A 13,151-nucleotide genomic window follows, 5' to 3' on the forward strand; every position below is an offset into this window, starting at 1 on the left:
GCCATGTCCGAACCCACCAGCACGCCCACCGCCACCGACGACAACCAGCTCATCGCCGAGCGGCGCGAGAAACTCAAGGCCTTGCGCACGCTGCAGGCCCAGGGCGGCGGCGTGGCGTTCCCGAACGACTTCAAGCCGCAGGACAAGGCTGCCGCACTGCAGGCCGCGCACGACGGCGTGGCCAACGATGCGCTCGAGCCCCAGGCCGTGCGCGCCGTGGTGGCCGGCCGCATGATGCTCAAGCGCGTGATGGGCAAGGCCTGCTTCGCCACGTTGCAGGACGCCACCGGCCGCATCCAGCTCTACATCACGCAGGACCTGGTGGGCCCCGAGACGCTGGCCGCCTTCAAGCACTGGGACCTGGGCGACATCGTCGGCTGCGAGGGCACGCTGTTCCGCACCAAGACCGGTGAACTCTCGGTCAAGGCCACCAGCGTGCGCCTGCTCACCAAGTCGCTGCGGCCGCTGCCCGACAAGTTCCACGGCATGCAGGACCAGGAGCAGAAGTACCGCCAGCGCTATGTGGACCTGATCACCGACGCCGACGCACGCGCGCGCTTCACGGCGCGCAGCCAGGCCGTCTCGGCGATCCGCGGCTTCATGGTCGACAACGGCTTCTTGGAGGTGGAGACCCCCATGCTCCACCCGATCCCGGGCGGCGCCAACGCCAAGCCCTTCGCCACGCACCACAACGCGCTCGACCAGGAGATGTTCCTGCGCATCGCGCCCGAGCTGTACCTGAAGCGCCTGATCGTCGGCGGCTTCGAGCGCGTGTTCGAGATCAACCGCAACTTCCGCAACGAAGGCATCTCGGTCCGGCACAACCCCGAGTTCACGATGATGGAGTTCTACGCGGCCTACTGGAACTACCGCGACCTCATGGACTTCACCGAGGCGCTGATCCGCCACGCGGCCGAGTCGGCCTGCGGCACGCTGCAGTTGGCCTATGGCGGCAAGCCGGTCGACCTGTCGCAACCGTTCGCGCGGCTGACGATCCGCGAGGCCATCGTGGCCCACACCGAGGCCGGCGACAACGTCGACAGCGCCGAATGGCTCATCGCCGCCTTGCGCAAGCTCGGCATGACGGAGGAGAAGGACCGCCTGTCCAAGCGCAGCCTGGCCAGCCTGCAGGTGCTCTATTTCGAGGAGACGGTGGAAGAAAAGCTCTGGCAGCCCACCTTCATCATGGAGCACCCCACCGAGATCTCGCCGCTGGCCCGCGCCAACGACGACCGGCCCGAGGTGACGGAGCGCTTCGAGCTCTACATCACGGGCCGCGAGTTCGGCAACGGCTTCTCCGAGCTCAACGATGCCGAGGACCAGGCAGCCCGTTTCCAGGCCCAGGTGGCCGCCAAGGACAGCGGCGACGACGAGGCCATGTACTTCGACCACGACTTCGTGCGCGCGCTGGAATACGGCATGCCGCCCACGGGGGGCTGCGGCATCGGCATCGACCGCCTCATGATGCTGCTGACGGACTCTCCCAGCATCCGCGACGTGATCCTGTTCCCGGCGCTGCGCCGCGAATCCTGATCTGCGGAGCGCATGCAACTCAGGACCTACCTGCCCGCCTGGGCGCACGAATGGATCGAGCTGATCGTGCCCGGCCTGCAGATCATCGGCATCCTGCTGGTGGCCTGGCTGCTGCAGTACCTGCTGCGCCGGCTCATCAACCGCGTGGGCCAGCGCTACCAGCTGCCCAGCGACCTGGTATCGCCAGCGCGCAACGTGCTGCGCTACCTGATCTACGCGGCGGCGTTCCTGCTCGTGATGGAGCGGCTCGGCGTGTCGGCCACCGTGCTGTGGACCGGGTTCACCGGCTTCGTGACGGTTGCGGCCGTCGCTTTCTTCGCGGCCTGGAGCGTGCTGTCCAACCTGTTCTGCGCGGTGCTGATCTTCAGCACGCGGCCGTTCCGGCTGGGCGATGTGGTGGAGCTGATCGACGCGGGTGACAAGCCCGGCATCAAGGGACGCGTGGTCGACATCCAGCTGGTCTACACCACGCTGGAAGACGTGACACCCGAGCATGCCGGCGCGCTGCTGCAGGTGCCCAACGCGCTGTTCTTCCAGAAGTCGTTGCGGCGCTGGCGCAGCGATCCGGGCACGCTGTCGCTGTGAGCAGTCCGGCGCCAGCACTCGGCATCGACTTCGGCACCTCGAATTCGGCCGTGGCCTGGGTCGGCACCGATGGGCTGGCCCGGGCCCTCGCGGTGGAAGGCCCCGCCACCACGCTGCCCACGGCCGTCTTCTACAACACCGAGGAAGGGCTGCGCCACTTCGGCCGCGACGCCATGGAGCAGTACCTGGCCGGCCTGGAAGGCCGGCTCATGCGCTCGCTCAAGAGCGTGCTGGGCAGCGCACTGATGCAGGAGACCACGGCCATCGGCGACCAGCTCGTGCGCTTTTCGGATGTGGTGGCGCTGTTCCTGTCCGAGCTGGCCACGCGCGCCGAGCGGCAACTGGGCTCCAGGCCGCGCCGCGTGGTGCTGGGCCGGCCCGTGCACTTCGTCGACGACGACGCCGCGCGCGATCGCCAGGCCGAAGACAGCCTGCGCGCCGCGGCGGCCAGCGCCGGCTTCGAGGAGATCGCGTTCCAGTTCGAACCGATCGCAGCGGCCCTGGACTACGAGCGCCGCATCACCGGCGAGTCGCTGGTGCTGGTGGCCGACATCGGCGGCGGCACCTCTGACTTCACCGTCGTACGGCTGGCCCCCGGCCGCGCCCAGACGACGGACCGGGCAGGCGATGTGCTGGCCACGCGCGGCGTGCACATCGGCGGCACCGACTTCGACCAGCGCCTCAACCTCGCGCGCGTGATGCCCGCGCTGGGCTTCGGCCACCAAGGGCCGGGCGGGCGCGAGGTGCCCAGCGCGATGTTCTTCGAGCTGTCGTCCTGGCACCTGATCCACTGGGTGTCGGGCCCGCGCGCGTTGCGCGAGGCGCGCGCGCTGCGCGTGAACTACAGCGACCTGCGCCTGCACGACCGGCTGCTGCACGTGGTCGGCGACGGCCAGGGCCACCGCATCGCGGAGACCGTGGAGCGGGCCAAGATCGCGGCCTCGCAGCGCAACGCCGAAGCCGGCATGGCGCTGGACTGCATCGAGCCCGGCCTGGCCATCGCACTGACGCCTGCCCAACTGGCCGAAGAGCTGCAGGCACAGCTCGCGCGCGTGGTCGCTTGCGCGCAGGACTGCGTGCGTGCCGCCGGCATCGCGCCAGGCGACCTGCAGGCCGTGTACCTCACCGGTGGCTCGTCGGCGCTGCGGCCGTTCCAGGCAGCGCTGCAGGCCGGCTTCGCGGGGGTGCCGCTGGTCGAGGGCGATCTGTTCGGCGGCGTCGCGGCTGGCCTGGCCTACCAGGCCCGCACGCTGTACGGCGCATAAAGCCTCAGGGCAGCTTCCAGAGCGCCTGCATGTAGGTCGGCTGCGTCATGAGCACATCCCAGTCCGTGGCGGGCGTGCGCGGCAGCAGGGCCAGGCGGCGCTGTTCCGACGCTTCGGACGGCTGCCAGTGGCCCTCGACCTGCGCGCGGGCCAGCCCGTCGATGAGTTCGTCCAGCGCAGCGCCCTCGCCCAGCGACTGGTTGCACAGCAGCGCCAGGTCGCAGCCTGCCTGCAACGCAGCCAGCGCCGCCTCGGTGTAGGAGAGCGTGCGGCCCTCCAGCTGCCGCGCGCCGGCCATGCTGAGGTCGTCGCTGAACACCGCGCCGTCGAAGCCCAGCCGGCCGCGCAGGATGTCCTCCAGCCAGCGCGGCGAGAAGCCCGCCGGCCGCGCATCGACCTTCGGGTAGACCACATGCGCAGGCATGACCGCGGTGAGCACGCCGTCCAGCCAGCGGTACGGTTGGGCATCGTCGGCCAGGATGGCCTTGAGGCTGCGACGGTCGACCGGTGTGTCGGTGTGCGAATCGGCGCGCACGAAACCGTGGCCGGGGAAGTGCTTGCCGCAGTTGGCCATGCCCGCCTGCAACAGGCCCTGGGCAACGGCACGCGCCAGCATCGCGACCACACGTGGGTCGCGCGCGAAGGCCCGGTCGCCGATCACGCCGCTGCCGCCATGGTCCAGGTCCAGCACGGGCGTGAAGCTGAAGTCCACGCCGCAGGCCCGCAGTTCGGCACCCAGCACGTAGCCGCAGGCGGTGGCCGCGGCCATGGCGGCCATCGCGCCCTCGCCGGGCTGCTTCTCGTCGGCGCGCAGCCACAGTTCGCCCAGCGCGCGCATCGGCGGCAGGTGGGTGAAGCCGTCGCTCTTGAAGCGCTGCACGCGGCCGCCTTCGTGGTCCACGCAGATGAGCAGGTCGGGGCGCAGCGCGTGGATCTCGGCGCACAGGGCCGTGAGCTCGGCGCGGCCCTGCCAGTTGCGCGCGAACAGGATCATGCCGCCCACCAGCGGATGGCTCAGGCGGCGGCGGTCGTCGTCGGTCAGCGCGGTGCCGGCGATGTCGAGGATCAGGGGGGCGTGTTGCATCTTCAGTTTTTTTCCACGACGACGAAGCTCGCCGCGTAGTCGGTCTCGTCGGTCAGCGTGACGTGCGCGGTCAGGCCCTGCGCCTCGAACCAGGTCTTGAGCGCACCGTGCAGCACGATGACGGGCTGGCCACTGGGCAGGTTGGCGATCTCGCAGGTGCGCCAGGTCATGGGCATGCGCATGCCCAGGCCGATGGCCTTGCTGAACGCTTCCTTGGCCGAGAAGCGCGTGGCCAGGTAGCGCAGGCCGCGGTCGGGCCAGCGTTCGCTGCGGCGGCGGTAGACGGCCAGTTCGGCCTCGCTGAGCACCTTCTCGGCGAAGCGCTCGCCATGGCGCTCCACGCTCTCGCGGATGCGCCGCACATCGCAGATGTCGGTGCCCAGGCCGTGGATCATGCGGCTTCGATACAGGCGAGGTAGGCGCGCACGGTCTCGCTGTAGCCGAGCTCCAGCGCGTCGGCGACCAGCGCATGGCCGATCGAGACCTCCTGCACGGCCGGGCAGGCCGCCAGGAAGGGCGTGAGGTTGTCGCGGTTGAGGTCGTGGCCTGCGTTGACGCCGAGGCCGGCAGCGGCCGCCGCCTGCGCGGACTGTGCGAAGGCCTGCAGCACCTGGGCCTGGCGCGGGCCACCGAAGGCCGCGGCATAGGGCTCTGTGTAGAGCTCGACGCGGTCGGCGCCCGCAGCACGCGCGGCAGCCATGGCGCCCGGCTCCGGGTCCATGAACAGGCTCACGCGCACGCCCAGCGCCTGGGCTTCGGCGATCAGCGGGCGCAGCCGCTCGCCGTCCTTGGCCAGGTCCCAGCCGTGGTCGCTCGTGAACTGGTCCTCGCCATCGGGCACGAAGGTGCATTGCGCGGGGCGCACGGCGCGCACGAACTCCATGAGGTTCTGGAACGGGTTGCCCTCGATGTTGTATTCGCGGCCGGGCCAGGCCTTCATCAGCGCCGCCAGTTCGTGCACGTCGTCGCTGCGGATGTGGCGCGCGTCGGGCCGCGGATGCACGGTGATGCCTTGTGCGCCGGCCTGGAGGCATAGCTCTGCCGCGCGCAGCACGCTGGGGATGCCCAGGTGCCGCGTGTTGCGCACCAGGGCGACCTTGTTGACGTTGACGGACAGCGCGCAGCGCTGCGAAAGGTGGGGGTTCATAGGGCTTGCAGGTCCATCATCAACTGCCGGGTGTGCAGCGGGGTGCCGCCGCAATGGTAGTGCAGCATGGCGCGCAGCTGCGGCTTGAGCGCAGGCGCCAGGTGGGCACCGGCATGCAGCGTGGCCATGAAGGGCGCGGCGTCCTGCAGCGCGTCGTGCAGCGCCGCCCACTGCACGCCCGACAGGCCGGCGCGGTCGTCGCCATGGCGCTCGCGCAGGCCGCCTTCGGGCACCAGCGTGTACTGCGTGGCGGCATCCAGCGGCGCCAGCGTGGCGGTCTGCAGGTCCAGCGCAGGCAGCACACCGGTTTCGCGCAGCAGCAGCAGTTCGAAGGCGCGCAGCACGGGCTGCAGCGCCTCGCCATGCTCGGACGCCAGCAGCGCCACGGCCTGGCCGTAGGCATCGAACAGCTCGGGGTGCGCATCCTCGCGCGCCAGCAGGCGTTGCAGCAGCTCGTTGAGGTAATAGCCGGCCAGCAGTGCATCGCCGGTCGGCATGACATGGCCGCCGCCCCATTCGGCGCCCTTGAGCGTGCGGATCTCGCCATCGCCACCAAAGGCCAGGCGCAAGGCCTGCAAGGGCAGCAGCACGGGGCGGAAGCTGGAGCTGGGCCGCTTGGCGCCCTTGGCCACCAGTGCCACGCGGCCATGCCGGCGCGTGAACACGTCCAGGATCAGGCTGGACTCGCTCCAGTCGTAGCGGTGCAGCACATAGGCTGGCTCGTCGAGAACCCGTCGGACGGCCACATGCTCACTCGTAGCCGAACGAGCGCACGCGCGCTTCGTCGTCGGCCCAGCCCGAGCGCACCTTGACCCACAGCTCGATGAACACCTTGGCGTCCATCAGCCTCTCGAGTTCGACGCGCGTCTCGGTGCCGATGCGCTTGATGCGCTCGCCCTTGTCGCCGATCACCATGGCCTTGTGGCCGTCGCGCTCGACCACGATGGTGGCGGCAATGCGCACCAGGCGCTTGTTGGGGCCGCGGCCTTCCTCCTCGCTGTACTGGTCGATGATGACGGTGGAGGTGTAGGGCAGCTCGTCACCGGTGAGGCGGAACAGCTTCTCGCGCACGGTCTCGCTGACGAGGAACTTCTCGCTGCGGTCGGTCAGTTCGTCCTCGGCGTAGAACCACGGCTGTTCGGGCAGGTACTTCTCGCAGATGGCGAACAGGCGCTCGATGTCCTTGGCGTTCTTGGCCGACATGGGCACGAACTCGGCGAACGCGTGGCGCTCCTGCATGGACTTGAGCCAGGGGGCGATCTCGGCGCGCCGGTGCACGTTGTCCAGCTTGTTGGCCAGCAGCACCACGGGCGTGCCTTCCTTGAGCAGCGACAGCACCTTGGCGTCGGCCAGCGTGAAGCTGCCGGCCTCGACCACGAACAGCACCAGGTCCACATCGCCGACCGCACCCAGCACCGTCTTGTTCAGCGAGCGGTTCAGCGCGTTGTCGTGCCGGGTCTGGAAGCCGGGGGTGTCGACGAACACGAACTGCGTGGCGCCGCGCGTGCGCATGCCCGTGATGCGGTGGCGCGTGGTCTGCGCCTTGCGCGATGTGATGCTGATCTTCTGGCCGACCAGTGCGTTGAGCAGCGTGGACTTGCCCACGTTGGGCTTGCCGACGATGGCGATCAGGCCGCAGCGCTGGCCTTCGGCACCTGGCACCGGCGCAATCCCGGGCACGGGGGGGATGGTTTCTTCGCTCATGGCTTGCTCGCTTTCAGTTTGGCCAGCATGGCCGTGGCGGCGGCCTGCTCGCCGGCACGGCGCGAACCGCCGATGCCGCGTTCGCGCAGGTCCAGCTCCTCGATGGCGCACTCCACGTCGAAGGTCTGCCGATGGGCTGCGCCCAGGATGCTGACCACGGTGTAGGCCGGCAGCTTCATCTTGCGGCCTTGCAGCCACTCCTGCAAGGCCGTCTTCGGATCCTTGCCGATGGCCTGCATCTGCGGGTTGATGGCGATCTTGGCGAAAAGGCGCTGCACCAGGGCCTCGCCTGCGGCGAAACCGCCGTCGAGGTAGGTGGCGCCAATCACGGCCTCCAGCGCATCGGCCAGGATGGAGGGCCGCTTGAAGCCGCCCGAGCGCGCCTCGCCCTCGCCCAGGCGCAGCACTGCGGCCAGGTCGAGCCCCAGCGCGATGTTGTGCAGCGTGTCCTGCTTGACCAGGTTGGCGCGCACGCGCGAGAGATCGCCTTCGGGCAGGTCGGCCAGGCGCTGGTACAGCAGGCCGGAGATGGACAGGTTCAGCACCGAGTCGCCCAGGAACTCCAGGCGCTCGTTGTGGTCGGCCGAAAAACTGCGGTGGGTGACGGCGCGCAACAGCAGGCGCTCGTCGGCAAAGCGGTAATGCAGGCGCTGCTGCAGCGCCGCCAGGTCAGGATTCACGCGTCGACATCAGCGGGAACGGCCCGTGTACTTGATCAGCAGGTAGGCCGGCGCGAACAGCTCGACCTCCCTGTTGTAGGCAAAGGCCACGACGACCTTGTCGCCTTCCTTGCTAATGTTGAGGTCCGTGCCCTTGATGGACGTGATGTCGTCGACCGCGGCCGAACGGTCGAATAGCGAACGCACTTCGGCCACCGTGGTGCCGGCCGCCGCGCGGTCGACCGCCTTGCGGATGGCCTGGTACTCGAGCACGGTCGGCACGACCTTGGCGCCGACCACGAAGCAGAACACCACGACCACGCCGACAATCAGCACGCCGAAGAAGCTCAGGCCCGTTTGCCGGCCTCCCACGCGCCGATGCTGCTGCAACATGTTCCGCACAGTCCGTCTCCTGCTCAATTGAAGGCGCCGATGCGCCCGAAACTGCCGAAGTTCATCCAGATGAAGAACGCCTTGCCGACGATGTTGGCGTCCGGCACGAAGCCCCAATAGCGCGAGTCCAGCGAGTTGTCGCGGTTGTCGCCCATCATGAAGTAGTTGCCTTCGGGCACCTTGCAGACCACGCCCTCGACACTGTAGCGGCACTGGTCCTTGGCAGCGAAGTTCTCCACGCCGGGGATGAACGCGGGACGGTCGTCGTCGATCAGCAGGCGGTGCGGCTTGTCGCCGAGCTTTTCCTCGTACTGCTTGAAGTAGCGCATCGCGTCCTGGTCGAAGAACTCGGGCACGGACTGGATCGGCACGGGCTGGCCGTTCACGGTCAGGCGCTTGTTCAGGTAAGCCACTTCGTCGCCGGGCACGCCGACCACGCGCTTGATGTAGTCCAGGCTGGGCTTGGGCGGGTAGCGGAACACCACCACGTCGCCACGCTGTAACGGATTGCCCTGCGTGATCTTGGTGTTGATGACCGGCAGGCGCACGCCGTAATGGAATTTGTTGACCAGGATCAGGTCGCCCACGAGCAGCGTGGGAATCATCGAGCCCGAGGGAATCTTGAACGGCTCGAACAGGAACGAGCGCAGCAGGAACACCACCAGGATGACCGGGAACAGGCCCGCAGTCCAATCCAGCCACCAGGGCTGCATCAGCAAGCGGCTCTTGGCCTCGGCGAGGTCCACGTTGTCGACCTGGGTGATGCCCTTGCTGGCCAGCTCCTGCTTGCGTTGTGCGGTCTGCTGCTCCAGTTGGGCCACAGCCTTGCGCCGGCGCGGCAGGAAGACGAAGCGTTCGGCCAGCCAGTACAGGCCGGTCACGAAGGTCGCGAGGAACAGCAGCAGCGCGAAGTTGCCTTCGAGGCGCCCGAGGTACCAGGCCCCCGCGTAGGCGACGAAGCCGGCGAGGATCGCAGCGGTGAGAACCGGCATCAGTCCTCCACCTGCAAAATGGCCAGGAAGGCCTCCTGAGGAACTTCCACCGAGCCAATCTGCTTCATGCGTTTCTTGCCAGCCTTTTGTTTTTCGAGGAGCTTGCGCTTGCGGGAAATATCGCCGCCGTAGCACTTGGCCAGGACGTTCTTGCGCAAAGCCTTGATTGTCTCACGCGCGATGATGTTGGCCCCGATGGCGGCCTGGATCGCTACGTCGTACATCTGGCGCGAAATGATCTCGCGCATCTTGGCCACCACCGCACGGCCGCGGTACTGCGACTGGCTGCGGTGCACGATGATGGACAGCGCATCGACCTTCTCGCCGTTGAGCAGGATGTCGACCTTGACCACGTCGGAGGCGCGGTACTCCTTGAACTCGTAGTCCATGGACGCATAGCCGCGGCTCACGGACTTGAGCTTGTCGAAGAAGTCCAGCACGATCTCGCCGAGCGGCATCTCGTAGGTCAGCACCACCTGGCGGCCCTTGTAGGCCATGTTCATCTGCAGGCCGCGCTTCTGGTTGGCCAGCGTCATGACCACGCCCACATACTCCTGCGGCATGTACAGGTGCACGGTGACGATGGGCTCGCGGATCTCGGCCGTCTTGCCGATGTCGGGCATCTTGGAAGGGTTCTCGACCATGATGACTTCGCCGTCGTTCTTCATGACCTGGTAGACCACGCTGGGCGCGGTCGTGATCAGGTCCTGGTCGAACTCGCGCTCGAGCCGCTCCTGCACGATCTCCATGTGCAGCAGGCCGAGGAAGCCGCAGCGAAAGCCAAAGCCCAGCGCCTGGCTGACCTCGGGTTCGTAGTGCAGCGAGGCATCGTTGAGCTTGAGCTTCTCGAGCGCATCGCGCAGCGAGTCGTACTCGCTGGCTTCGGTCGGGTACAGGCCGGCGAAGACCTGCGGCTGGATCTCCTTGAAGCCCGGCAGCGGCTCGGCGGCCGGGCCCAGGTTGTTCGGCAGCTTCTTCTCGAGCGTGACGGTGTCGCCGACCTTGGCGGCCTGCAGTTCCTTGATGCCCGCGATGATGTAACCCACCTCGCCCGCCTCGAGCGAAGAACGTGGTTCGTTGGCCGGCGTGAAGACGCCGAGGTTGTCGGCGTTGTAGGCCGCGCCCGAGGCCATCATCTTGAAACGTTCGCCCTTGGCCAGTCGGCCATCGACGACGCGCACCAGCATGACGACGCCGACGTACGAATCGAACCAGCTGTCGATGATCATCGCGCGCAGCGGCGCATCGGCATTGCCCTTGGGCGCCGGCACGTGGGCGACCACGGCCTCGAGGATTTCGTCGATGCCCACACCGGTCTTGGCCGAGCAGGGAATGGCATCCGTGGCGTCGATGCCGATCACGTCTTCGATCTCGGAGCGCGCGTTGTCGAGATCGGCGTTGGGCAGGTCGATCTTGTTGAGCACCGGCAGCACTTCCACACCGAGGTCCAGTGCGGTGTAGCAGTTGGCCACCGTCTGCGCTTCGACACCCTGCGATGCATCCACCACGAGCAGCGCGCCTTCGCATGCAGACAGCGAACGGCTCACCTCGTAAGAGAAGTCGACGTGGCCCGGTGTGTCGATGAGATTGAGGTTGTAGACCTTGCCATCGCGCGCGGTGTATTTGAGTGCCGCGGTCTGCGCCTTAATAGTTATCCCACGCTCTTTTTCGATGTCCATCGAATCGAGGACCTGCGCTTCCATCTCACGTTCTGCGAGGCCGCCGCAGCGCTGGATCAGGCGATCTGCCAGTGTCGATTTGCCATGGTCGATGTGCGCGATGATCGAAAAGTTTCTGATGTGCTGCATCAACGGGAAGCTTTAAGTAATTGAATTTAGAGGGCGCACAAAAAGAAAAAGGGCGCGTCGATCAACGACGCGCCCAGAACCAACAATCTTTGGCAACTGCGATGGTTGGAACTTCATTGTAGGCAAAAAGGCTGAACTGCATAGCCGCGAGAGTCGGTCCAAGTGGTCGTTGCAGGGTCACAACAAGCATTTTATCCACAGCTTATCCACAAGATTCCTGGATAGGTCTCTGGACAACTTGTGGGCGCCCTGTGGATCGCGTGGTTGTTGCCTGTTGGCATCCCGCATCGTGGGTTGGCGACAGATTCAATATGCCCGGTACGCCGTGATCGCTCGCCTGATTCTATCCAAACTGCTTGATGGCCCTGAAAAGCTGGTGTGCACTAACTTTTAGGCCGCCAAAAAATACTGTCGAAAAAAACAGCCGAGAGTCGCATCGGCGCCACCATCGCCAGCCCCAAACCCTGTAAACCTGAGCAGAAGTTGGGGCCTTTGGCGGCGGCAATCCGTTCAGCGCTGCGCGCGAATCAGCGCGTACTGCGCCCAGTCTCCACGACGGAACAGGACGTTCACAGGCTTGCTGCGGTCGACCTTGGCAATCACAGCCTCGAAATCCTTGACGCCCGTGATCTCGGTATTGGCAATGGCCACGATCACGTCGCCCTCGCGCAGGCCGGCCTGGGCTGCGCCTTCGGTGGCGGCCTCGACCTTGACACCGCCCTTGATGCGCATCTCCTTCTTCTGCGCGTCGGGAACCTCGCTGACCACCAGGCCCAGCGCCTGGCCAGCGGCGGAACCGCGCGGGCGCTCTTCCTTGGCAGGCGCCTTGGCCACCGGGGCCTCGGCCTCGATCTCGGCGATCAGGATGCTGAGTTCCTTGGTCGCACCGCGGCGGAAGACCGTGATGGCGCTCTTGGTGCCAGGCTTGGTGTTGCCCACCTGGCGCGGCAGTTCGCCAAAGCGTTCGATCACCCGGCCATCGAAACGCGTGATGATGTCGCCCGCCTCGATGCCGGCCTTCTCCGCCGGCGACCCAGGCTCCACGCTGCGGACCAGCGCGCCCTGGGGCTTGCCCAGGCCGATGGACTCGGCCACGTCCTTGGTGACCTGCTCGATCTGCACGCCGATCTTGCCGCGCGAGACACGGCCGGTGGCGCGTAGCTGCTCGCTGACGCGCGTGGCCTCGTCGATCGGGATCGCGAACGAGATGCCCATGAAGCCGCCCGAACGCGAGTAGATCTGGCTGTTGATGCCCACCACCTCTCCGCGCATGTTGATCAGCGGCCCGCCGGAGTTGCCTGGATTGATCGCCACGTCGGTCTGGATGAATGGAAGGTAGTCGCCGGTATCGCGCTGCTTGGCGCTGACGATGCCAGCGGTGACCGAGTTCTCCAGGCCGAATGGCGAGCCGATGGCCATGACCCATTCGCCCACGCGCAGCCGGCTCACATCGCCAAGCTTGACCGCGGGCAGGCCCGTGGCGTCGATCTTCACGACGGCCACATCGGTGCGCTTGTCGGAGCCGATCAGCTTGGCCTTGAACTCGCGCTTGTCGGTCAGCGTGACCAGTACCTCTTCGGCGCCGTCGACCACGTGGTGGTTGGTCATGATGAGGCCGTCGGAGGTCAGGATGAAACCCGAGCCCACGCCGCGTGGCTGTGTCTCGCCGCCACCCTCGGGTTGCTGCGGGCGAGGGCCCTGGCGCGGGACGTTCGGCAGCGGAATTCCGAAGCGTCGGAAGAACTCCAGCATCTCCTCTTCCGAGCCGCCCGGGCCCGGGCGCGCGGCAGCACGCTCGACCGTGCGGATGTTGACCACCGACGGCCCGACCTGGTCCACCAGATCGGTGAAGTCCGGCAGCGCGCGCATTTGCTGCGCCTGAACGGGCGTGTGCGGCGCGAGCGCCAGGGTTGCGGCCAGCGCCATGGCCCAGGCCATGGCCTGCACCCGCAGTTGTCGTCCGGCGAAGCTAGACATCGTC

The 13,151-nt window shown here is 67.2% G+C and carries 13 protein-coding genes; 3 read left to right on the forward strand and 10 right to left on the reverse strand.

Annotation, left to right across the window (positions count from 1 at the left end):
• The first annotated feature begins 3 nt into the window (after positions 1-3).
• The 3 genes from lysS to ASF44_RS30365 are packed head-to-tail and all read left to right on the forward strand — an operon-like array spanning position 4 to position 3,383.
• Positions 4-1,533: a lysine--tRNA ligase gene (gene lysS / locus ASF44_RS30355; protein ID WP_056902960.1), complete on the forward strand. Its 1,530-nt coding sequence runs from the start codon at positions 4-6 to the stop codon at positions 1,531-1,533.
• 12 nt (positions 1,534-1,545) lie between these two features.
• Positions 1,546-2,118: a mechanosensitive ion channel family protein gene (locus ASF44_RS30360; RefSeq protein WP_056902961.1), complete on the forward strand. Its 573-nt coding sequence runs from the start codon at positions 1,546-1,548 to the stop codon at positions 2,116-2,118.
• Entirely contained in the window at positions 2,115-3,383 is a 1,269-nt protein-coding gene (locus tag ASF44_RS30365) for an Hsp70 family protein (RefSeq protein ID WP_056902962.1), read from the forward strand. The genes ASF44_RS30360 and ASF44_RS30365 overlap by 4 nt, the downstream gene beginning before the upstream one ends.
• A 4-nt stretch (positions 3,384-3,387) precedes the next feature.
• Here ASF44_RS30365 and nagZ read toward each other — a convergent pair whose 3' ends face one another.
• From nagZ to ASF44_RS30415, 10 genes are all read right to left on the reverse strand, one after another.
• Positions 3,388-4,467, reverse strand: coding sequence for a beta-N-acetylhexosaminidase (gene nagZ, locus ASF44_RS30370; RefSeq protein ID WP_056902963.1), 1,080 nt, complete (start codon positions 4,465-4,467; stop codon positions 3,388-3,390).
• A 2-nt stretch (positions 4,468-4,469) separates the two neighbouring features.
• On the reverse strand, positions 4,470-4,862 hold the full coding sequence (acpS, locus tag ASF44_RS30375; protein ID WP_056902964.1) for a holo-ACP synthase: 393 nt from the start codon (positions 4,860-4,862) through the stop codon (positions 4,470-4,472).
• Positions 4,859-5,614, reverse strand: coding sequence for a pyridoxine 5'-phosphate synthase (locus tag ASF44_RS30380; protein ID WP_056902965.1), 756 nt, complete (start codon positions 5,612-5,614; stop codon positions 4,859-4,861). The genes acpS and ASF44_RS30380 overlap by 4 nt, the downstream gene beginning before the upstream one ends.
• On the reverse strand, positions 5,611-6,360 hold the full coding sequence (recO, locus tag ASF44_RS30385) for a DNA repair protein RecO (protein WP_056902966.1): 750 nt from the start codon (positions 6,358-6,360) through the stop codon (positions 5,611-5,613). Before recO ends, ASF44_RS30380 begins: the two co-directional genes overlap by 4 nt.
• Before the next feature lie 4 nt (positions 6,361-6,364).
• Positions 6,365-7,318, reverse strand: a complete 954-nt coding sequence (gene era / locus ASF44_RS30390; RefSeq protein WP_056902967.1) for a GTPase Era — start codon at positions 7,316-7,318, stop codon at positions 6,365-6,367.
• Entirely contained in the window at positions 7,315-7,998 is a 684-nt protein-coding gene (gene rnc, locus ASF44_RS30395) for a ribonuclease III (protein ID WP_056902968.1), read from the reverse strand. The genes era and rnc overlap by 4 nt, the downstream gene beginning before the upstream one ends.
• 9 nt (positions 7,999-8,007) lie before the next feature.
• Entirely contained in the window at positions 8,008-8,349 is a 342-nt protein-coding gene (locus tag ASF44_RS30400) for a DUF4845 domain-containing protein (protein ID WP_235579397.1), read from the reverse strand.
• A 44-nt stretch (positions 8,350-8,393) separates the two neighbouring features.
• Positions 8,394-9,362, reverse strand: a complete 969-nt coding sequence (lepB, locus tag ASF44_RS30405; protein ID WP_056902969.1) for a signal peptidase I — start codon at positions 9,360-9,362, stop codon at positions 8,394-8,396.
• Complete coding sequence (gene lepA, locus ASF44_RS30410) at positions 9,362-11,170, reverse strand: translation elongation factor 4 (protein ID WP_056902970.1); 1,809 nt, start codon at positions 11,168-11,170, stop codon at positions 9,362-9,364. The genes lepB and lepA overlap by 1 nt, the downstream gene beginning before the upstream one ends.
• Before the next feature lie 510 nt (positions 11,171-11,680).
• Positions 11,681-13,147 (reverse strand): DegQ family serine endoprotease, encoded by a 1,467-nt coding sequence (locus tag ASF44_RS30415; protein WP_056903088.1) that lies wholly within the window; start codon positions 13,145-13,147, stop codon positions 11,681-11,683.
• Positions 13,148-13,151 lie beyond the last annotated feature (4 nt).

The sequence above is a fragment of the Pseudorhodoferax sp. Leaf274 genome (assembly GCF_001422445.1).
Taxonomy (GTDB): domain Bacteria; phylum Pseudomonadota; class Gammaproteobacteria; order Burkholderiales; family Burkholderiaceae_C; genus Pseudorhodoferax.

Excerpts from the sequence above, each read along its gene's own strand:
- lysS (WP_056902960.1), top strand. The coding sequence starts at position 4 with ATGTCCGAACCCACCAGCACGCCCACCGCCACCGACGACAACCAGCTC.
- ASF44_RS30360 (WP_056902961.1), top strand. The coding sequence starts at position 1,546 with ATGCAACTCAGGACCTACCTGCCCGCCTGGGCGCACGAATGGATCGAG.
- nagZ (WP_056902963.1), bottom strand. The coding sequence starts at position 4,467 with ATGCAACACGCCCCCCTGATCCTCGACATCGCCGGCACCGCGCTGACC.
- acpS (WP_056902964.1), bottom strand. The coding sequence starts at position 4,862 with ATGATCCACGGCCTGGGCACCGACATCTGCGATGTGCGGCGCATCCGC.
- ASF44_RS30380 (WP_056902965.1), bottom strand. The coding sequence starts at position 5,614 with ATGAACCCCCACCTTTCGCAGCGCTGCGCGCTGTCCGTCAACGTCAAC.
- era (WP_056902967.1), bottom strand. The coding sequence starts at position 7,318 with ATGAGCGAAGAAACCATCCCCCCCGTGCCCGGGATTGCGCCGGTGCCA.
- lepB (WP_056902969.1), bottom strand. The coding sequence starts at position 9,362 with ATGCCGGTTCTCACCGCTGCGATCCTCGCCGGCTTCGTCGCCTACGCG.
- lepA (WP_056902970.1), bottom strand. The coding sequence starts at position 11,170 with ATGCAGCACATCAGAAACTTTTCGATCATCGCGCACATCGACCATGGC.
- ASF44_RS30415 (WP_056903088.1), bottom strand. The coding sequence starts at position 13,147 with ATGTCTAGCTTCGCCGGACGACAACTGCGGGTGCAGGCCATGGCCTGG.